12 protein-coding genes are annotated in these 21,416 nt (G+C 66.5%); 6 read left to right on the top strand and 6 right to left on the bottom strand.

What is annotated here, in order from left to right:
* The first annotated feature begins 348 nt into the window (after positions 1 to 348).
* Together C1931_RS05450 and C1931_RS05445 are read left to right on the top strand one after the other, a co-directional pair.
* Positions 349 to 1,248: an ABC transporter ATP-binding protein gene (locus tag C1931_RS05450; RefSeq protein WP_108755626.1), complete on the top strand. Its 900-nt coding sequence runs from the start codon at positions 349 to 351 to the stop codon at positions 1,246 to 1,248.
* A gap of 12 nt (positions 1,249 to 1,260) precedes the next feature.
* Complete coding sequence (locus tag C1931_RS05445; RefSeq protein ID WP_108755625.1) at positions 1,261 to 4,836, top strand: M1 family aminopeptidase; 3,576 nt, start codon at positions 1,261 to 1,263, stop codon at positions 4,834 to 4,836.
* Positions 4,837 to 5,058: 222 nt separating this feature from the next.
* On the opposite strand, the gene C1931_RS05440 is transcribed toward C1931_RS05445, so the two are convergent.
* The 4 genes from C1931_RS05440 to C1931_RS05425 form a co-directional block, all read right to left on the bottom strand.
* Positions 5,059 to 5,439 (bottom strand): SseB family protein, encoded by a 381-nt coding sequence (locus C1931_RS05440; RefSeq protein WP_108752423.1) that lies wholly within the window; start codon positions 5,437 to 5,439, stop codon positions 5,059 to 5,061.
* Between the two features lie 263 nt (positions 5,440 to 5,702).
* On the bottom strand, positions 5,703 to 7,418 hold the full coding sequence (locus C1931_RS05435; protein WP_108755624.1) for an alpha-amylase family glycosyl hydrolase: 1,716 nt from the start codon (positions 7,416 to 7,418) through the stop codon (positions 5,703 to 5,705).
* Positions 7,418 to 8,905, bottom strand: a complete 1,488-nt coding sequence (locus C1931_RS05430) for an MFS transporter (RefSeq protein WP_108755623.1) — start codon at positions 8,903 to 8,905, stop codon at positions 7,418 to 7,420. The genes C1931_RS05435 and C1931_RS05430 overlap by 1 nt, the downstream gene beginning before the upstream one ends.
* A complete protein-coding gene (locus C1931_RS05425; protein WP_108755622.1) occupies positions 8,902 to 11,094 on the bottom strand; it encodes a Six-hairpin glycosidase-like protein in 2,193 nt (730 codons plus the stop codon). Before C1931_RS05425 ends, C1931_RS05430 begins: the two co-directional genes overlap by 4 nt.
* 235 nt (positions 11,095 to 11,329) lie before the next feature.
* On the opposite strand from C1931_RS05425, the gene C1931_RS05420 reads away from it, so the two are divergent.
* On the top strand, positions 11,330 to 13,384 hold the full coding sequence (locus tag C1931_RS05420; protein WP_108755621.1) for a glycoside hydrolase family 97 protein: 2,055 nt from the start codon (positions 11,330 to 11,332) through the stop codon (positions 13,382 to 13,384).
* Positions 13,385 to 13,606: 222 nt separating this feature from the next.
* Positions 13,607 to 16,357 (top strand): TonB-dependent receptor, encoded by a 2,751-nt coding sequence (locus C1931_RS05415; protein WP_199912008.1) that lies wholly within the window; start codon positions 13,607 to 13,609, stop codon positions 16,355 to 16,357.
* A 624-nt stretch (positions 16,358 to 16,981) separates the two neighbouring features.
* Here the strand turns inward: C1931_RS05415 and C1931_RS05410 are convergent.
* Positions 16,982 to 18,595 (bottom strand): alpha-glucosidase, encoded by a 1,614-nt coding sequence (locus C1931_RS05410; RefSeq protein ID WP_108755620.1) that lies wholly within the window; start codon positions 18,593 to 18,595, stop codon positions 16,982 to 16,984.
* 214 nt (positions 18,596 to 18,809) lie between these two features.
* On the opposite strand from C1931_RS05410, the gene C1931_RS05405 reads away from it, so the two are divergent.
* Positions 18,810 to 19,808: a polyprenyl synthetase family protein gene (locus C1931_RS05405; protein ID WP_108755619.1), complete on the top strand. Its 999-nt coding sequence runs from the start codon at positions 18,810 to 18,812 to the stop codon at positions 19,806 to 19,808.
* An 84-nt stretch (positions 19,809 to 19,892) separates the two neighbouring features.
* Here C1931_RS05405 and C1931_RS05400 read toward each other — a convergent pair whose 3' ends face one another.
* The gene (locus C1931_RS05400) at positions 19,893 to 20,678 is read right to left on the bottom strand and encodes a dienelactone hydrolase family protein (protein ID WP_108755618.1); all 786 of its coding nucleotides are present in this window, start codon (positions 20,676 to 20,678) and stop codon (positions 19,893 to 19,895) included.
* Positions 20,679 to 20,803: 125 nt separating this feature from the next.
* Between C1931_RS05400 and C1931_RS05395 the strand changes: the two genes are divergently transcribed.
* Positions 20,804 to 21,382, top strand: a complete 579-nt coding sequence (locus C1931_RS05395) for an SMI1/KNR4 family protein (RefSeq protein WP_108755617.1) — start codon at positions 20,804 to 20,806, stop codon at positions 21,380 to 21,382.
* Positions 21,383 to 21,416 lie beyond the last annotated feature (34 nt).

The raw sequence follows: 21,416 nt of genomic DNA, 5'->3' as shown, positions 1-21,416 counted from the left end.
CCAACTCCCGGGGGTCACTTCAGTGCGGGATGGGGATCGCTCGACTCGTCTGTCGGCTCGACTCCGCAGATGCTTGCTTGACGGTCCCTCCACCCTGGCTCCTACATACCTCGTAGGAGCCGGCGGGAACATACAAGCTTGCTCGACTGGCCCCTTGGTAGAGTCGAGCTTGCTCGACTGTCGTGCGCAGCGCAGTCGAGCAAGCTCGACTCTACAAAGCCCAGGCCAGGGCAGTCGAGCAAGCTGGACGCCCCCGGCTACGGGCCACCCATGACCAACGGGGGATTCCCCCCGCACCCATTCAGCGCGATAAACGACGTTCATACACAAGGAATGGGTGTACGTCGCATGCTGAAGATCGATTCGCTGTCCAAGACGTACGCCAATGGCGTGCACGCCCTCAATGCCGTGTCGCTGGACATTCCGCGCGGTATGTTCGGGCTGCTGGGCCCCAATGGTGCGGGAAAGTCATCGCTGATGCGCACCCTGGCCACGCTGCAGGAAGCTGACAGCGGATCGGCCACCCTCAGCATTCCCGGCGAATCCCCCATTGATGTGCTGCGCGACAAGGACGCCGTGCGCCGCCGCCTGGGCTATCTGCCGCAGGATTTCGGCGTGTACCCGAAAGTAAGCGCGCTGGACCTGCTGGATCATTTCGCGGTTCTGAAGGGCCTGACCCAGCGCGCCCAGCGCCGCGAGGTGGTGGACGGCCTGCTGCAGCAGGTGAACCTGTGGGACGCACGCAAGCGCAAGCTCGGGACCTATTCGGGCGGCATGCGCCAGCGCTTCGGCATTGCCCAGGCACTGCTGGGTGATCCGCGCCTGGTCATCGTGGATGAGCCCACCGCTGGCCTGGACCCTGAAGAGCGCAACCGCTTCCTGAATCTGCTGGCGGCCATCGGCGAGAACGTAGCGGTGATCCTGTCCACCCACATCGTGGAAGATGTCACCGATCTGTGCCCGACCATGGCGATCATGAACAAAGGCCAGGTGCTGCTGACAGGGCGCCCTGCCGATGCCATCGATGCCCTGCAGCACCAAGTCTGGCGCAAGCAGGTGGATCCTTCCGAACTGGCCGACCACGAGGCGCGCCATGTGGTGCTGTCCTCGCGCCTGGTGGGCGGGCGCCCGGTGATCCATGTGCACAGCGCCAGCGACCCCGGCGACGGCTTCAGCGCAGTGGCCCCCGATCTTGAGGATGTCTACTTCCAGCGCCTGCGCCTGCAGGCGCGTGCCCGCGCGGCCTGAGCGGAGTAGACCATGATCCTGACCTTCTTCCGCTTCGAGCTGCGCGAGCAGCTGCGTTCGCCACTGCTGTGGCTGCTAGCACTGCTGTTTGCTGCCCTGGCCTTTGCCGCCGCCTCGTCCGAAGCCGTGCAGATCGGTGGCAGCCTGGGCAACGTGCACCGCAACGCCCCCATCGTCATTGCCCGCTTCATGGGCATCTTCACCATGTTGTGCATGCTCGTGTCCACGCTGTTCGTCAGCAACGCACTGCTGCGCGATTTCGACCTCGGCACCGCCGAGCTGATCTTTGCCAGCCCGATCAAGCGCCGCGACTATCTGGCCGGGCGCCTGCTGGCAGCGCTCTGTGCCAGCCTGCTGGTGTACGCCATCATTGCGCTTGGCATCTTCCTGGCACCGTTCATGCCGTGGGTGGACCAGGCCCGGGTCGGGCCAGTTTCCCTGGCAAGCTATGCCTGGGCATTCACCTGGATCGTGCTGCCCAACGTGGTGTTCACCACCGCCCTGCTGGCACTGCTGGCAGCGCTGACCCGCTCGATCCTGTGGGTCTACATCGGCCTGGTCTGCTACCTGGTGCTGTACGGCGTCAGCGCATCGCTGCTGCGCGACATCGACAATACGTGGATTGCCGTGCTGTCCGAGCCGCTGGGCATGCGTGCGCTCGGGCGCACGGTGCGCTACTGGGCAGCCGAGCAGAGCAACACGCAGCTGCCCGAGGTGGGCAGCTACCTGCTGGCCAACCGGGCGTTGTGGCTGGGCGTGGCCATCGCCCTGTTCGCCGCCACCTTCGCTCTGTTCCGCACCGAACGCAGCGGCAGCGGCCGCAAGCGCTGGGGTCGCAAGGCGGTCATTGCCAACAGCGACCACCGCCCGGCGCGGATCGTGGCACCGCGCGTCCGCCCCGGCTTCGGCGCGCTGACCGCCTGGCACCAGTACCTGCGCCAGGTGCGCTTTGACACATGGGGCGTGCTGCGCGGGGTTCCCTTCATCGTGTTGCTGGTGTTGGGCATGGCCAACTTCATCCCCGGCGCATTGAACCAGAGCACCATGTATGGCACGCCCATCTGGCCGGTCACCCCGGAAATGCTGGCGGCACTGCAGGGCGCCTACAGCTGGCTGCTGGTCATCATCGTGCTGTTCTACTCCGGTGAGCTGGTCTGGAAAGAACGCAGCGCACGCCTGAACGAGGTGACAGATGCCATGCCGGTACCGAACTGGGTGCCGCTGCTGGCCCGGTTCAGCACGCTGATCGTGGTCATCGCCTGCTTCCAGGCCATCGGCGCGCTCGTTTCCATGGTGCTGCAGCTGGCCCAGGGCTACACCCACCTGGAACCCCTGCTGTACCTGAAGACGCTGGCCCTCGGCTCGGTGTTCTACGTGCTGATGGGCGGCATGGCGCTGGTGCTGCAGGTGCTGACCAACAACAAGTTCTTCGGCTATGCCTTGCTGATCGTGGTGATGGTCGCGCAGGTCGCGCTGGCCATGCTGGATTACACGCAGAACCTGTACAACTTCGGCAGCTGGCCCAATGCGCCCTATTCGGCGATGAACGGCTTCGGCCACTTCCTGCCCGGGCAGCTCGCATTCCAGGCGTACTGGGCACTGCTGCTGGCGGCATTGCTGTGCCTGGCCTCTGCCTTCTGGGTGCGCGGTGTCGGCGCCAGCCTGCGTGATCGCCTGGCCCTGGCCGGGCGCCGTCTGCGCGGGCCCACCGGTGCGGGGCTGGCCGCCTCGCTGCTGGCGTTCGTTGCCTTGGGTGGCTGGCTGTACTGGAGCACCAACATCCGCAACGACTTCCGCTCGCCGGACCAGGAGCGCGACCTTCGTGCCCGTTACGAGCGTGAGCTGTCCAGGTACCGCAGCCTGCCACAACCGCGCATCGTGGCGGTGGACAATCGGGTTGACCTGCACCCTGAAACGCAGTCGGTCACTATCGATGCCGACTGGACCGTGCGCAACACCCACGCCACGCCGATCAGTGACGTGCACCTGTCGATGGGCGATGACCGCCATCTGCAGCGCGTGGACCTGGGCGGGCAGACGCTTGGCTTCCACGACAAGGACCTGGGCTACCGTATCTATCACCTGGCCACGCCCCTTCAGCCGGGCGAGGAACGGCGCTTCCACTTCCGCGTCGAGCAGCACCCCACAGGCATCACCTCAGGCCAGGCGCAGAGCCAGATCGTGGAAAACGGCACGTTCTTCAACAGCACCCTGTTGCCGTCGTTCGGCTACAACCAGGACAGCGAACTGCAGGATCGCAACGAACGGCGCAAGCGTGGGCTGGGCGAGCCAACCCGCATGCCCAAGCTGGAAGACGAAGCGGCACGGGCCAACACCTACGTCTCCAATGACGCTGACTGGCTCGACTTCCGCACTACCATCTGCACTGCACCCGACCAGGTCGCACTGGCACCGGGCTATCTGAAGCATGAAGCCGTGGTCGATGGCCGCCGCTGCTTCAGCTACGCGATGGATCGCCCGATGCTGAACTTCTATGCCTACCTGTCCGCACGCTGGCAGGTAAAGAAAGGCATGTACAAGGACATTCCGATCGAGGTGTATTTCGACCCGGCCCACGCCTACAACGTGGACCGCATGATCGAGGCCGTGCAGAAGTCGCTGGCGTGCTACGAGGCCAACTTCACCCCGTACCAGCACCGCCAGGTCCGCATCATCGAGTTCCCGGGGTATTCCAGCTTTGCCCAGTCCTTTGCCAACACCATCCCCTACTCCGAGTCGATCGGTTTCATCGCCGACCTGCGCAACCCGGACAAAGTGGACTACGTGTTCTATGTCACCGCTCACGAAGTTGCACACCAATGGTGGGCACACCAGGTGATCGGCGCCAACGTGCAGGGCGCTACGGTGCTGTCCGAATCACTTTCCCAGTATTCGGCGCTGATGGTGATGGAACAGGAATACGGTCGCGGGCACATGCGCCAGTTCCTGAAGGACGAGCTGGACAGCTATCTGTCCGGCCGTGGCGGTGAGCGTATCGAAGAGCTGCCGCTGGAACGGGTGGAGAACCAGCAGTACATCCACTACCGCAAGGGCTCGCTGGCGTTCTACCGGCTGCGCGAGGAGATTGGTGAGCAGGCCTTGAACCGTGCCTTGAAGCGCTTCCTGCAGGACAAGGGCTACCAGCAGCCGCCCTACACCACCTCGCGCGAACTGCTGGGCTACATCCGCCAGGAAACCCCTGCCGACCGCCAACAGGTGGTGACCGACCTGTTCGAGAAGATCACGCTGTACGACAACCGTCTGCTGGCGGCCACCGCGCGCCGGCGCGATGACGGCCGCTACGAGGTGACCCTGAAGCTGCACGCAGCCAAGTCCCATGCCGACGGCCAAGGCAAGGAGACCCCCGCGGCGATGGATGACTGGATGGAGATCGGCGTGTTCGCGCGGGGGACATCGGGCAAGGAGCGCGATGAAAAAGTGCTGTACCTGCAGCGCCACCACATTACCGCTGAAACGCCGACGATCACGGTGACCGTGGACGCCAGGCCGGATGAAGCCGGGTTCGACCCGTACAACAAGCTGATCGACCGGGTGAGCGAAGACAACCGGCGCAAGGTCACGATGTGATCACCACGGAGGTGCCGGCAGCGACCGGCACCTCCGTCACCCCGATACCCGTAGAGTCGAGCTTGCTCGACTGCCGTTCGCCTCCTGCCCGTAGAGTCGAGCTTGCTCGACTGCTGTGCGCCTCATACCCGTAGAGTCGAGCTTGCTCGACTGCTTTGCGCAGAGCAGTCGAGCAAGCTCGACTCTACGAAGCAAAGCCAGAGCAGTCGAGCAAGCTCGACGCTACGCGAAGTCCTTCAGGATCTCGCCCACGCCGCTCGGGGAAACCTCGAAGCCCAGCGGGGTGCCGGGGTTGATCACCACGCCGTAGCCGCCGGGTACGCGGCGCAGCACGTCCAGCATCCGCCAGCGGATCTGGTGCGGCGCCTGCTGGCTGTAGATGCCCACCCGCGCAGGATCGGTGAATACCGCCACGTGCAGGGTGCCCTGCTTGTCGAACAGCAGCGGATCGAAGCCGCTGCCGTCGGGGGTGACCAGGCTGCCAGTCAGCAGCACCACCTCGGAGGCGACGAAGGCTTCCATGAAGGCACGGATCGGCACGGCACCGTCCATGGCCGCCTTCAGCAGGGTTTCAATCGGGGTCTGCGGGGCAAGGTCGGTCATGGCGGTACGGCAGGCAATCAGGGGGGCCCCCATTGTAGAGTCGAGCTTGCTCGACTGCTCGAAGAGCGTGCCAACCAAAGTTGGCACCTACCAGAGCGGGCGTGCCAACCAAGGTTGGCACCTACCAGAGCCGGCGTGCCAACCAAGGTTGGCACCTACCAGAGCGGGCGTGCCAACCAAGGTTGGCACCTACCAGAGCGGGCATGCCAACCAGGGTTGGCACCTACCAAAACGGTAGCGCCGGGCCATGCCCGGCGGCGCCCTCAGCGCCCCAGCCGCTGGTCCCGCGCCTGCTGGTCGGCCATGGCCTTGTCCAGTTCGGCCTGCAGCGCCGGCTGCTTCACCGGCGCATCCAGCACGTAGACCTTCACCCCGTGTGCGGGTACTTCGGTCTGCAGCCGGCCCTTCACCTTCAGTTCGCCGCCGCCCAGCGCTTCGCGCCAGGTGCCGGCCTGCAGGTAGCGCTCCACGCTGAAGGTCTTCGCCGCATCGCCCTTGTTCAGCAGCACCAGCGCCGTCTGCGCCACATCGCCGTGCTGCAGCACGCGCAGGAACACCGCTTCATCGCCCTGCAGGCGCTCGTTCACCTGCAAGCCGCGCTGTAGGGCCGGGGTGGCTTCGCGCAGCTTGGCGATGCGCTGCAGCGGCGCGAAGATCGGGCTCTGCGGCGCGGCGTCCACGCGCGGCTGGCCGAAGTAGGCGCGGTTGCCGGCATGTTCGGCACGGCCGCGCATGAAGCCGGTTTCCGAACCGTAATAGACCACCGGAATGCCGCGTGCGGTGAACAGCCAGTTGTGCGCGTCGATGAAGCCGTTGTCGCTGGCCTGCAGGCGCGGCATGTCGTGGTTGTCGTAGAAGCTCATCAGCTCGTACGGGTTGGCATACGGCCCGCCACTCAGGTGCAGCGGTTCGGCCAGGGTCTCAAAGCCCTTGCCGGCGGTGCCGAAGGTCTGCTCCATCGCGCCGCGCAGTGGGAAATCCAGCACGCTGACGTTGGCATTGGCCGGCCAGGTGTGCTCGGCAATGCTGGCCGCGTTGTAATCGAAGGCTTCGCCGAACATGAACATGCCCAGGTGCTGCGCCCGGATGCGGCTGACGAATTCATGCCACCACGGGTGTGGCAGCCAGCCGATGGTGTCGATGCGCAGCGCATCCACGCCCTGCGCGGTCCACTGCAGGTACGCCCCCACCAGATAATCCATCACCGCCGGATTGTTCTGGTTGAAGTCGGACAGCTCGGCCAGGTTGCCGTCGAAGATCGAACCGTCCTTGCTGTCGACCGGGCCGATGTTGTTGTAGAAGGCGTGCAGCGGGTTGTGCTGCGGGTCCAGCTTCTGCGGCGGCAGGTTCTGGTGGTCGGCAACCAGCTTCCCATCCTTGTCGAAGATCTGGCCGAACTGCGGCTGCCGCTTGGGCATGGTCCAGGCCGGCGAACCATGGTTGCCGACGATGTCCAGCACCACCTTCAGGCCGGCATCGTGCAGGCCCTTGTTGAGGCCGGCGAAATCCAGATCCTTGCTGGGCAGGTGCTCGTCGAGCTTGTAGAAGTTGATGCCCCAGTAGCCGTGGTAGCCGGTCTTGCCGCGGTCGGTCAGCGTGCTGGTGCAGCTGATCGCCTTGCTGCCGGTGAAGGCTTCGTCGGGGTTGTCGACGATGGGAGTGATCCACACCGCACCGAAGCCCAGGTTGCGGATGTACTGCGCGTTGTCCAGCACGCCGCGGAAGTCACCGCCCAGGTAGCCGATGTTGCCATCCACCTTGTCCGGGCACGGCACCGGAATATCGAAGGTGCGGTGCTTGCCCCCCTGGTCGCGGTGGTCGTTGGATGGATCGCCATTGACGAAGCGATCGGTCACCACGAAGTACACCGCATCGCTGGCGAACGGCTCGGTGGTGCCGACATACGCCGGGCGCGGCGCGGCCACGGCCTGGCCAGCAAACAGGGCTACACAGACAGCAACAGGCAACACAGCACGCATCACACCACCTCCGAACGCGACGGAACCCGCAGCACGCACACACCTGCCAGCAGCAGGCTGCAGCCGCCCAGCACCAGCACGTGCATCGGCTGGCCGCCCAGCCATGCGCGCAGGGCAAAGCCCAGCGCACTGGCCGCGACCAACTGCGGGATCACAATGAAGAAATTGAAGATGCCCATGTACACACCCATCTTCCTGGCCGGCACGCTGTCAGACAGCAGGGCATACGGCAGCGACAGGATCGACGCCCAGGCAAAGCCCACGCCCACCATCGACAGCAGCAGCCAGTGCGGATCGCGGATGAACATCAGCGAGATCAGGCCGGCGCCGCCCAGCCACAGGTTCACCAGATGGCTCCAGCGCAGGCCCACGGCACGCACCATCAACGGGATGACCAGCGCGGCCAGCGCGGCAAAGCCGTTGTACGCGCCGAACAGCACGCCCACCCAGTTGGCACCTTCGTTGTAGGCGGCCGACTGCGGATCGGTGGAGCCGAAGTGGGTGCCGGCCACTGCGGCCGTGGTGTAGATCCACATGGCAAACAAGGCGAACCACGAGAAGAACTGCACCCAGGCCAGGCGCCGCATGGTGATGGGCATTGCGCGCAGATCGTCGACGATCGCCGCCAGCATGTGGGTGCCCGGCAGCGAGCGGGCCACCGCCAGCAGCAGGCCGTAGCCCGCGCACAGGCCGGCCAGCACGTACAGCATCTTGTCGCCCTGGCGCCAGGCGATCAGCACCGCCAGCAGCAGGCCCACGCCCAGCCACAGCGCCACCTGCGACCACGGCGCGGGGCCGTTCACTGCGGCCGCGGCGTGGTGTGCCGGTGGTTCGGCGTCATCGAAGCCGGCCAGCTCGGTGGGCGAATACTCACGCGTGCTGACCACGGTCAAGGTGATCGCTGCCAGCAGCACCACGGCACCGAAGTAGAACGCATAGCGCACCGTGTCCGGCACTTCGCCGGCGGCCGCCGTATTGGCCACGCCGAAGTGGGCCAGGATGAACGGCAGGAAGCTGGCCACGATCGCGCCCACGCCAATGAAGAAGCTCTGCATGGCGTAGCCGGTCGGCCGCTGGCGCGGTGCCAACTGGTCGCCCACGAACGCGCGGAACGGTTCCATCGACACGTTGATGGAGGCATCGAGCACCCACAGCGTGCCGGCGGCGATCCACAGCGTGGGCGAATTGGGCATCACCAGCAGCGCCACCGTGGTCAGCACCGCGCCGATCATGAAGAACGGCCGGCGTCGCCCCCAGCGCGTCCAGGTGCGGTCGGACAGGTAACCGATCACCGGCTGCACCAGCAGACCGGTCAGCGGCGCGGCGATCCACAGCCCCGGCACCGACTCCATGTCCGCGCCCAGCGTTTCGAAGATGCGGCTGGCGTTGGCATTCTGCAGGGCAAAACCAAACTGGATGCCGAGGAAGCCGAAGCACATGTTCCAGATCTGCCAGAACGACAACTGCGGTTTGGCAGGACGGCTCATCGGCTGCCCTCGACTGCGGCCACCGGCGCCACCTTCAGCGCCTGCACCTGGGCCTGGTTGAGCACGCCATCGCGCCCGCCCTTGCCGCCGGTGTAGTGCGCGAAGTGCTGCAGCGCGCTCATGTTGAAGCCCTCTTCCAGCTTTACCGTGCAACGTCCCTTGGGCACGCTGAAGGTTGCGGCGGTGGAATCCTGCGCGGCCACGCTGTGCGGCAGGGTCACGGTCAGGCGCTGCGCGGGCTGGCCGGCGCACTGCACCGCCAGCTGCTTCACCGCAGCCGTCACCCCGGTGTTGATCGGGCCATTGGGGTTGTTGTACTGCAGCCGCAGCTGCACCGGCCCGGCCTTGGCCGCAGTGAACTGCCACTGGCGCGCGCCGCGCAGCACCTGCTGCGGGCCCACGCACAGCATCGGGCTGTGCAACGATTCCAGCGCACCGTCGCGCCGGGTCAGGCTAAGACAGTGCTGCAGGCCGTCATCGCCGATGCGCGCCACACCCTTGCTGATCGCGGTCAGCGCGCGGCCGTCCTGCCACAGCACCTGGCCTTCGGCCACCGGTACGGTCCAGCCCTTGCCGCTGCGCCGCGCCTGCGGTGCGGCCGGGGTGGCCGGCGCGCGCGCATTGGCATCGGCGGTGCTGGCGGGCAACGCGCGCGACGGCGCGGCCACCAGCTGCACCGTGGTGGTGGTGCCGCGCGTCTTCACCTTGCCGGCCACCAGCAGGCCATCACCCACCTGCTTCGGGCGCTCCAGCACGTAGCGCTTGCCGTTGGCGTCCAGGGTGATGCGGCGCTGCTTGCCGAATAGTTCGGGCACCAGGCTGGCCGGCAGTTTGGGCTGCACGCTGCCATCATCCTGCACGCCAAACACCCCTTCGGTGACCATGGCCAGGTAGCCGGCCACCGACCACAGCTGGCGCTCGGAATTGACCACCGGCCCGCTCAGCGCGCCTTCGTCCACATGCACGGCCTGGCTGACCAGTTCGTAGTTTTCCATGTTGGAACCGGCCAGCGCCGCGCCCTGCATCAGCGAGCGGATCTCGGCGGCGATGCGCGGTGCATCGTCCAGCTTGCGCGCGGCGCGCAGCGAATAGGCGCTGACGAACGGCCAGATGGCGCGGTTGTGGTAGATCGGCTGCTGCGCTTCCTGCGGCCACACCACCGGGCTGCCGGCCGGCCCCATCGGGTAAGCGGCCAGCGCACGCTGTGCGCGCTCGGCGGGCAGCACGTCGGCCAGGATGCCCAGCGACAGGCCCAGCAGGTCCACCTTGGCGTACGGCACCGGGTGCGCCGCTTCGCCGATGTAGCTCATGTACTGGCCCATATCCTGGCGCCAGAAGCGTGCATCGATCTGCAGCGCCAGCGCATCGGCCCAGGCCTTGTACTGCTCGGCGCGCTCATCGCCCAGCTGCGCGGCCATCTGCTGGCCCAGGCGCAGGGCCTGGTAATGCAGCACGTTGGTGGACAGCGCGTAGGAATCGCCGATGAAGCGCACGTTCTCGCGCGTCCAGTCCGGGTAGGTCTGCTCGCGCCAATCCAGGAACGAAGTCTCGCCGCGGTACAGGCCCATCTGCGGGTCGAACACCATCGCCCGGTCCTGCGCCAACGTGCCCTGCAGCGCCTGCCAGACCTGATCGGCGAAGGCCGCATCATCCAGCAGATGGCGCGCGGCCAGGAACCACACCACCCGGTCGCTGCTGATCGGCCAGCTGCCGCCCGAGCCGGTGTCCTGGGCCACGAACAGGCCAGGGGTATGGCCATCGCGCGCCGCCGACAACTTGAACTGCAGCGACTGCCGGGTGCGCTGCGGGTCCAGTTTCGCCAGGGCCAGGTCGGCGGCGAAGCTGACATCGCGGGTCCACACGTACGGCCAGCGCGCGCCGGTCTGGAAGCAGTCGCAGGGCACCGGGCGGCCTTCATCGAAGGCCGGATCGCGGATCGCGTCCACGCGGTCCTGGTCCATTTCCTGCTGGGCCAGGGCGAACAGCGCATCGAACATCACGCTGCCGGTCTGGCTGCGCATGGGCGCGGCGGCAATGCGCACCTCGCCCTTGGGCGCGTGCAGCACGAAGCTGCCCTTGGCAGCGGTTTCGGCACGCGCGTGGCGGCCGTTGAATTCCAGGTCGGCCGCGTGCGCGGTCGTTCCCAGCGCTGCCCCCAGGGCAGCCGTCAGGCAAATGATCTTCAGCATCGAAGCGGCAGACCGGCTTGCGCCCGTCGACCTCCCTCCCTCTCTGCACCGTTGTGGGTCCGCGCCACCGGAACCGGTGCGCGGGCGCGGCCCCTCCCTCAAGGTGCCTTGCCCCATGGTAGACGCGGCGCCGTGGCCTGCGTCCAGTTGCATACGTATTCATGGCCATCGCGTGAAGACCGGGCGCCGTGCTGGCTTATGGTCCGGGTCTGCCAATGGCGCCCTGGGAGGGGAAATGCCGGCTTTTTCTGTTGCAGTCCGCGCGATGTTCGCGCCGGTGTTCGGCATGGCCCTGCTGGGTCTGGCGGTGGTGGCCCAGGCCGCGCCGCAGGTCACCCGGGTGGAATCGCCGGGCAAGGTGCTGGCGGTCAGCCTAGTGCTCGATGGCGGTACCGCGCGCTACCGGGTGGAACGCCTGGGCGCGCCCGTGGTGGACGATTCCAAGCTGGGCTTCGTGCTGCGCGACGGCCGCCTGGACCGTGATTTCGTCCAGCTGGGCGAACAGCGGCGCAGCGTGGACGAGACCTGGGAACAGCCCTGGGGCGAGCGCCGCGTCACCCGCAACCACTTCAATGAACTGACCGTGCAGCTGGCCGAGAGCACCGGCAGCAAGCGCCGCGTGGACGTGGTGTTCCGCGTCTACGACGACGGCCTGGGCTTCCGCTATGCGTTCCCCGAACAGCCCAACCTGCGCGAAGCGATCATCGATGACGAGGTGACCGAGTTCGCCATCGCGCCGGATTCCACTGCGTGGTGGATTCCGGCCGGCGAGCCGATCCACTACGAGTACCTGTACCAGCGCACGCCGCTGCGCGAGGTGCCGCTGGTGCACACGCCGATGACCCTGCGCAGCGTGGATGGCCTGCACGTGGCCATCCACGAGGCTGCGCTGGTGGACTACGCCGGCATGTGGCTGCGCCGTACCGAAGGCCAGCGCCTGCGCGCCGAGCTTTCGCCTTCGGCCGAAGGCTGGAAGGTGCGCCGCAGCCTGCCCTTCGCCACGCCGTGGCGCACGCTGCAGATTGCCGACCGCGCCGGCGGCCTGGTCGAATCGGACCTGATCCTCAACCTCAACGAACCCAACGCGCTGGGTGATGTGAGCTGGGTGAAGCCGGCCAAGTACCTGGGCGTGTGGTGGTCGATGCACCTGGACAACGAAAGCTGGGCCACCGGCCCGAAGCATGCGGCCACCACCGCAAAGACGAAGAAGGTGATCGACTTCGCCGCCGCGCACGGCTTCCGTGGCGTGCTGGTGGAAGGCTGGAACCCCGGCTGGGACGGCATGTGGGTGGGCAATGGCTATGACTTCGATTTCACCCGCGCCACCGCCGATTTCGATATCGAAGCGCTGTCGGCCTACGGTCTGAAGAAGGGCGTGCACCTGATCGGCCACCACGAGACCGGCTGCGCCATCGAGCACTACGAAGAGCAGCTGGACGCCGCGCTGGACCTGTATGCGCGCCTGGGCGTGGATCAGTTCAAGACCGGCTACGTCTGCGATGACGGCCAGGTGGACCGCCGCAACCCGGCCGGCGGCCCGCTGTGGCGCGAGTGGCACGACGGCCAGTTCATGGCCCGCCACCACCTGAAGGTGGTGCAGGAGGCCGCACAGCGGCACCTGTCGGTGAACCCGCACGAGCCGATCAAGGACACCGGCCTGCGCCGCACCTACCCCAACTGGATCTCGCGCGAAGGCGCCCGCGGCATGGAATACAACGCCTGGGGCCAGCCGCCGAACCCGCCCGAGCACGAGGTCAACCTGGTGTTTACCCGCATGCTGTCCGGGCCGATGGATTACACCCCCGGCATCCTCAGCCTGAAGGGCCGCCACGGCCAGGCCATTCCCAGCACCCTGGCCCGCCAGCTGGCGCTGTACGTGGTGCTGTACAGCCCGATCCAGATGGCCGCCGACCTGCCCGAGCATTACCTGCAGCATCGCGAGGCGTTCCGCTTCATCGAAGACGTGGCGGTGGACTGGGAACAGAGCCGCGTGCTGGATGGCGAGGTGGGCGACTACGTGACCCTGGTGCGCCGCGACCGCAACAGCCGCGACTGGTTCCTGGGCAGCATCACCGACGAACACGGCCGCGTGCTGCCGGTGTCGCTGGGCTTCCTGGAACCGGGCGTGCGCTACCGCGCCGAGATCTACCGCGACGGCGACGGTGCGGACTTCCGCAGCAACCCGTTCGCGTTCAAGCGCGAGACGCGTGAAGTCACCAGCGCCGATGCCCTGACCCTGGTGCTGGCACCGGGCGGTGGCCAGGCGATCCGCTTCACGCCGGTGCACTGAACACCCGCACTTCTGCATCGCCGGGCATGGCCCGGCGCTACCGGGAGCGGAGACTGGAATCGTTTACAACGCTGCAAACGCCATTGAATACGTATGCAGGGTGATTCCGCCGAACAACGCGCTGCCTACCATAGCGGCGACGACAGCGGCCACCGCGTCGCACGTTTCCGGCCCCGCCGGGACGACCACAAAATGCTCTACAACATTGCCTGGGAGGGGAAAATGTTGAACCACAAGCGCAGCGCGCTGAGTCTGGCGCTGGCCGTCGTACTGGTGCCGTCGCTGGCATCGGCGCAGTCCACCGAAGCCACCGCCACCGATCCGTCCGCCACCAACCTGGACACCGTGCAGGTAACCGGCATCCGCCGCGGCATCGAAAACGCCATTGCGGTGAAGCAGAGCGCCACTTCGGTGGTCGAAGCGATTTCCGCCGAAGACATCGGCAAGCTGCCCGATGTCAGCATCGCCGAATCGCTGGGCCGCCTGCCCGGCCTGGCCGCCCAGCGCGTGGCCGGCCGTGCCCAGGTCATCAGCGTGCGCGGCCTGTCGCCCGACTTCGCCACCACCCTGCTCAACGGCCGTGAAGTGGTCAGCACCGGCGACAACCGCAGCGTTGAATTCGACCAGTACCCGTCGGAACTGGTGAACGGCGTGACCGTGTACAAGACCCCGGACGCGGCCCTGGTCGGCCAGGGCCTGTCCGGCACCATCGACATGCAGACCGTGCGCCCGCTCAGCTTCCCCGAGCGCGTGATCGCCGTCAGCGGCCGCCTGCAGAAGAGCTCGCTGGGTGAAGCGGCCAACGTCGATGAATTCGGCAACCGCTTCAGCGCCAGCTACATCGACCAGTTCTTCGACAAGACCCTGGGCATCTCGATCGGTTACGCGCACAGCGACAACCCGATCCAGGAAAACCAGGTGGGTCTGTACGAACCGTGGACCACCGAGCAGACCACCAACGGCAACCGCCCGGGTCTGGCCGCAGGCACCTACTTCTCCGATGGCATCAAGGCCCTGCGCCGTACCGGCAACAACAAGCGCGACGGCGTGATGGCCACCATCCAGTTCCGGCCGAACAACGCCTGGACCAGCACCTTCGACGCGTTCCACACCGAAGCCGAACAGATCGACACCGCCAACCAGTTCGAGGTCAACCTCAGCAACTACAACGGCGGTTACACCCCGGGCCTGCTGATCAGCAACCCGCAGGTCAATGCCGATGGCACCTTCACCGGGGGCACCGCCAGCGGCGTGTACCCGCTGGTGCGCGGCATGTACAACAAGCGCAAGGACAAGATCGATGCGTTTGGCTGGAACAACGAGTTCACCTTCGGCAGCGTGAAGCTGGTGGCCGACCTGAACTACTCCAAGGCCACCCGTGACGAACTGAACCTGGAAAACAACCTGCAGCTGACCCCGATGCCGCAGCTGGACACCATCGGTCTGGTGGTGAACCCGAACGGCTTCTCGCAGATCTCGCCGGGCCTGGATTATTCCAACCCCGATGCGCTGTTCCTGACCAACACCATCTACGGTTCCGGCTACGGCAAGGTGCCGCAGGTGGAAGACCGCCTGAAGGGCGGCAAGCTGGCGGCCACCATCAGCCTGCCCGAAGCGATGGCGTCGTGGGCACCGGACCTGGATATCGGCGTGAACTACGCCGACCGCCGCAAGACCAAGACCCAGTCCGAAGGCAACATCCTGCTGGGCGCCCAGGGCGATGCCAACATCGCCTCGGACCTGCAGTATTCGCCGGTGAACCTGGGCTTTGCCGGCATCGGCAACATTCCGGCCTGGAACGTGCCGGCCGCCGTGGCCCGCTACATGACCTTCGATCCGGTCGACAACCTGGATTACCTGATTCCCAAGTCGTGGGTGGTGGAAGAGAAGATCACCACCGCGTGGGCGCGCCTGAACATCAACACCGACATCGGCGTGGTGGGCGTGCGCGGCAACATCGGCGTGCAGATGCAGCACACCGACCAGAGTTCGGATTCGCGCTACTGGGACAGCTCGCAGCCGGCCGGCAGCAACATCCAGCCGTATTCCAACGGCAAGACCTACAACGACTGGCTGCCCAGCTTGAACCTGGCCTTCATGTTCCCGCATGAGCAGACGCTGCGCTTCGCCGTGGCCAAGCAGGTCGCCCGCCCGCGCGTGGACCAGATGCGCGCCGGCCTGGAATTCGGCGTGGATACGGCCACCGGCAAGCCCGGCGGCAGCGGCGGCAACCCGCTGCTGGACCCGTGGCGCGCCACCGCCATCGATCTGTCCTACGAAAAGTACTTCGGTGAAAAGGCCTACGTGGCCGCCGCCGTCTTCTACAAGGACCTGAAGAGCTACGTGTACACCCAGTCGGTGGACAACTACGACTTCACCGACCTGCTGGGCAGCTACGTGCCGCCGCCGGGCATGACCGTGCCGGTGCTGACCACCGGTACGTTCTCCTCGCCGCAGAACGGCAAGGGCGGCACCCTGAAGGGCCTGGAACTGACCGCATCGTTCCCGCTGGACATGCTGACCGACAGCCTGCGCGGCTTCGGCGTGCAGGCCAGCGCCACCTTCAACAAGAGCGACATCGAGATCCTGGACCCGGAAAGCGCCTCCAGCGTGGGTACCGATCCGATCAGCCTGCCGGGCCTGTCCGACCGCGTGTACAACTTCACCGCCTACTTCGAGCGCAACGGTTTCGAAGCACGCGTGAGCCAGCGCCGCCGTTCGGATTTCATCGGTGAAATCGGCAACTTCAACGGCAACCGCACGCTGCGCTACGTGGTGGGCGAGAACGTAACCGATGCCCAGGTCAGCTACACCTTCAGCGACAGCAGCGCCCTGCGTGGCCTGACCCTGCTGCTGCAGGGAAGCAACCTGACCAACGAACCGTACCGCACCTACGCCGGCACCAAGGATCGCCCGCTGGAATACATCGAGTGGGGCCGCACCTACGTGCTGGGCGTGAACTACAAGTTCTGACCCACGCCGGGGAAGCCACCGAAAACCCGCTGCGCATGCAGCGGGTTTTCTTTTGCACCGGCGTTGGTAGAGGGTCGGTCGTGCCCATCCACGCGTGGCGTGGATCTACTGAAATGCCCATCCACGCATGGCGTGGATACGCCAACCCCGGCCACCACGCCCCGGTAGATCCACGCCATGCGTGGATACGCCACCCCCGGCAACCACGCCCCCGGTAGATCCACGCCATGCGTGGATACGCCACCCCAGGCAACCACGCCCCCCGGTAGATCCACGCCACGCGTGGATACGCCACCCCAGGCAACCACGCCGCCCGGTAGATCCACGCCATGCGTGGATACGCCAACCCCGGCAACCACGCCCCCGGTAGATCCACGCCATGCGTGGATACCCCCAACCCCGGCCACCACGCCCCCCCGATAGATCCACGCCATGCGTGGATACGCCACCCCCGGCCACCACGCCCCGGTAGATCCACGCCATGCGTGGATACGCCAACCCCGGCAACCACGCCCCCGGTAGATCCACGCCATGCGTGGATACGCCACCCCAGGCAACCAAGCACAAAAAAGGGACGGGGCGCTTCGGCCCCGTCCCCGCAAGTACCGCCACCGGAGAAATCGGTCAGCTGCGTCGGGCGCAATACACCGCGCGCGGCGGCAGCCGCAGTTCGTTGCCTTCCACCGTGCCCGCATCCGGGCCCGGCACCGCCACCTGTTCCCAACGGCCGGCCGGCAGCGGATGGCTGACCGGCGCTGCCGACAGGTTGAAGGCCAGCAGGAGAGTTTCATCTGCAAGCATACGCTGGAAAAGCAGCACCGGCTCGGCGCTGTCCAGGAATTGGATGTCGCCGTGCAGCAGGGCCGGCTGGGTGCGCCGCCAGGCCAGGAAATCGCCGAAGGCGCTCAGCACCGAGTGCGGGTCGGCCTGCTGCACCGCCACCGCGGCGGCACGGTGCTCGGCCGGAATCGGCAGCCACGGCTTGCCGGTGGTGAAGCCGGCCAGCGGGGCATCGGTCCACGGCAGCGGCGTGCGGCAGCCGTCACGGCCCTTGAAGTTGGGCCAGAAGGTGATGCCATACGGGTCCTGCAGGTCCTCGAACGGCACCTCGGCCTCGGCCAGGCCCAGTTCCTCGCCCTGGTACAGGCAGACCGAGCCGCGCAGCGAACACAGCATGGCCACCAGCATGCGGGCCAGGCGCGGGTCGGCCGGGTGGCCGCCCCAGCGGCTGACCGCCCGCTCCACATCGTGGTTGGACACCGCCCAGCACGGCCAGCCTTCGGTCATCACCGCTTCCAGGCGCGAGACCGTATCGCGGATATAGGCCACGCTGTAGTCGTCCACCAGCAGCTCGAAGCTGTAGCCCATGTGCAGGCGGCCGTCCTGCGTGTACTCGGCGGTGGTGGCCAGCGAATCTTCCGACGAGATCTCGCCCAGGCTCACCGCGCCCGGGTACTGGTCCAGCAGCTCGCGCAGCTGTTCCAGGAACGGCAGGTTTTCCGGCTGGGTATTGTTGTAATAGTGGTACTGGTAGGCGTACGGGTTGTCCGGGCTGAAGCCGCGGCCCACCCGCTTGTCGGCCGGCTTGGGCGGGTTGTCGCGCAGCTGCGCGTCGTGGAAGCAGAAGTTGATGGCATCCAGGCGGAACCCATCCACGCCGCGGTCCAGCCAGAACCGCACGTTGTCCAGCGTGGCCTGCTGCACCGCCGGGTTGTGGAAGTTCAGGTCCGGCTGGTCGACCAGGAAGTTGTGCAGGTAGTACTGCTCGCGGCGCGGTTCCCACTGCCAGGCGCCGCCGCCGAACAGCGACAGCCAGTTGTTGGGCGGGGTGCCATCCTCACGCGGGTCGGCCCAGACATACCAGTCCGCCTTCGGGTTGTTGCGGTCCTGGCGGCTTTCACGGAACCAGGCGTGCTCGATCGACGTATGGCTCAGCACCTGGTCGATCATCACCTTCAGGCCCAGACCGTGTGCCTTGGCCAGCAGGCGGTCGAAGTCGTCCAGGTTGCCGAACAACGGGTCCACATCGCGGTAATCGGCGATGTCATAGCCGAAATCGGCCATGGGCGATCTGAAGAACGGCGAGATCCAGATCGCATCCGCGCCCAGCGCGGCAATGTAGTCCAGACGCTCGATGATGCCCGGCAGGTCGCCTACCCCGTCGCCGTTGGCGTCGAGGAAACTGCGCGGGTAGATCTGGTAGATGACGGCTCCGCGCCACCATGGATTGTGCGACATCGACAGCCCCCCTCCGGGCATGCGGGACCCGCCGGAAGCGGGCCGAAAAGCAACTCCGGCAAGCTTAGCGGCGGCCTCCCGGCGATGGCGCTGGCTGCATACGTATTCACGCCGCGGGGCCGGCCAGCGGCCCGCGAAAAGACCGGTCGGTCGGGTTTCCGCCCGAATTCACGGCCAGCGCCTATAATCGGGGGGAGCCTGAAAGCCTGATCGCATGACCATCACTGAAGACACCCGTCCCGCCCTGGGCCTGCCCCAGATCCAGTCGCTTGCTGCGGCCGACATGGCCGCCGTCGATGCCCTGATCCGGCGCCGGCTGTCCTCGGACGTGGTGCTGATCAACCAGATCGCCGACCACATCATTTCCGCCGGCGGCAAGCGCCTGCGCCCGATGCTGGTCATGCTGGCCGGCCACGCGGTCGGTCAGGCCGGGCCGGAGCACCACCAGCTGGCGGCCATCATCGAGTTCATCCACACCTCCACCCTGCTGCACGACGATGTGGTGGATGAATCCAGCCTGCGCCGTGGCCGCAGCACCGCCAACGCCCTGTGGGGCAATGCGCCCAGCGTGCTGGTGGGCGATTTCCTGTACTCGCGCAGCTTCCAGCTGATGGTGGAACTGGACCGCATGCCGGTCATGCAGATCCTGGCCGACACCACCAACCGCATCGCCGAAGGCGAAGTGCTGCAGCTGCTGCACGTACACAACCCGGACACCGACGAAGCGGCCTACCTGCGCGTGATCGAGCGCAAGACCGCGGTGCTGTTCGCCGCCGGCACCCGCCTGGGCGCGCTGGCCAGCGGCCAGGACGAAGCCACCCAGCAGGCCCTGTACGACTACGGCATGCACCTGGGCTACGCCTTCCAGATTGCCGATGACGTGCTCGATTACTCGGCCAATGCCGAGGAACTGGGCAAGAACCTGGGCGACGACCTGGCCGAAGGCAAGGCAACCCTGCCGCTGATCCACGCCATGGCCCACTCCGACCTGGCTACCCGCGAGCGCCTGCGCAGCATCGTGCAGGACGGCGACGCCTCGGCCATGCCGGAAGTGCTGGCCGCGATCCGCGCCACCGGTGGCCTGGACTACAGCCGCCGCCGCGCCGAGGAATACGCCGAAGCCGCCGAGCGCGCGCTGGATGGCCTGGGTGACAACGATGCCGTAGCCGCCCTGCGCGGCCTGGCCCGCTACGCGGTGCAGCGCTCGCATTGATCGGCACAGAAGCATCGGTAGGTGCCGACCTTGGTCGGCACAGAAGCATCGGTGGGTGCCGACCGTTGGTCGGCACGCCTTTGATTACCGGAACCGTTCCTCGAAGAACTCATCCAGTGCCTTCCACGCGCGCTTGGCCGCGCGTTCGTTGTACTGGCACCCCGGCGGGCTGTTGGCATCACGCTCGGCAAAGCAGTGCACCGCGCCACTGTAGTTGGTGAATTCCCAGTCGACCTTGGCCGCGTCCATTTCCTTCTGGAAACTGCCGATATCCTCGGCCGTCACGCTGGTATCGTCGGCACCATTGAGCACCAGCACCGAGGGATGCGTGCCACCGGCCTGTGCCGGCAGCGGTGAGCCCAAACCGCCGTGCAGGCTGACCACAGCGGCCAACGGTGCACCGACACGGGCCAGTTCCAGCACCGTGGTGCCACCGAAACAGAAGCCGACCGCACCGATCCGGCTGGCATCCAGCGGTGCCTTGCCGGCCTGCGCCTTGAGCACGTTCACCGCTTCCAGCGCGCGTGCGCGCAGCAGCGGCCGGTCGTTGCGCAGCTTGGTCGCGACCGGGCCAGCCTCGGCATCGCTCTTCGGCCGCACGCCCTTGCCGTACACATCGGCCACCAGCACCACGTAGTCATCGCCGGCCAACTGCTTGGCCTTTTCAATCGCCGATGCGTTCACGCCCTTCCAGTTGGGCACCATCACCAGGCCGGGACGCTTGTCATTGTCGCCGTCGTCGTAGACCAGCACACCACTGAAGGTCGTGCCCTGGTGCGTCCATTCCACCGGCTGGGTCTTCATCGCCGCCCACGCCGGCATCGCCGCCAGCCCCAGCACCATCGCCACACCAAACCGCCAGCTGTTCATGCGCCTGCTCCAGAAAGAAGGGAAGCAGGCTGCACAGCGTCCACGCCTGCCAGTGCGCATTCTGCATTGGCGGCGTGACGCAGGTGTGGTTGGATACCCCCCTGTTCCTGCTTCCCTGCCATTGAATGAACCTGGTAGACCGTTTCCTGTCCGGCCTTGTTGCCCGCTTGCCAGAAGATGACGCCCCGCAATGGGCCCACGTGCAGGGCGCCAGCGGCGACGACCTGCAGCGCCTGCGCGCGCAGTGGCCGCAGGTGCCCGACAGCCTGCTGCAGCTGCTGTCGCGCGTGGATGGCACGCACTACCGTGAGTACCCCGGCGGCGAGGTCTGCGTGCTGGTGCTGGGCTCGGACGTGGGGGACTATCCGTACTTCCTGCGCTCGGTCGAACAGATCTTCGACGACCAGCGGCAGTGGCACGACAGCATCCGTTCCATCTACGAGGAATGGCTGGACGACGAGCCGGACATCCTCGGCGCCGGCATTGACGGCGATCTGCCGATGAACCGTCGCCTGTGCTTCTCGCACTGCATGAACAACGGTGGCACCTCGATGCTGTACCTGGATTTCGATCCCGCCCCGGGCGGCACCGTCGGCCAGGTGGTGCGCTACCTGCACGATCCGGACAGCTACGCGGTCATCGCCCCCAGCTTCGATGCCTACCTGCAGGACCTGATCGACCGCGATTACAGCTTCATCGAGTAGATCCACGCCATGCGTTGATGGGGGTCACGCGCTC

The sequence above is a fragment of the Stenotrophomonas sp. YAU14A_MKIMI4_1 genome, assembly GCF_003086855.1.
Lineage (GTDB): Bacteria > Pseudomonadota > Gammaproteobacteria > Xanthomonadales > Xanthomonadaceae > Stenotrophomonas.
The sequence above is the reverse complement of the archived record's forward strand: the minus strand, read 5'-3'. Positions and strand labels throughout refer to the sequence as shown.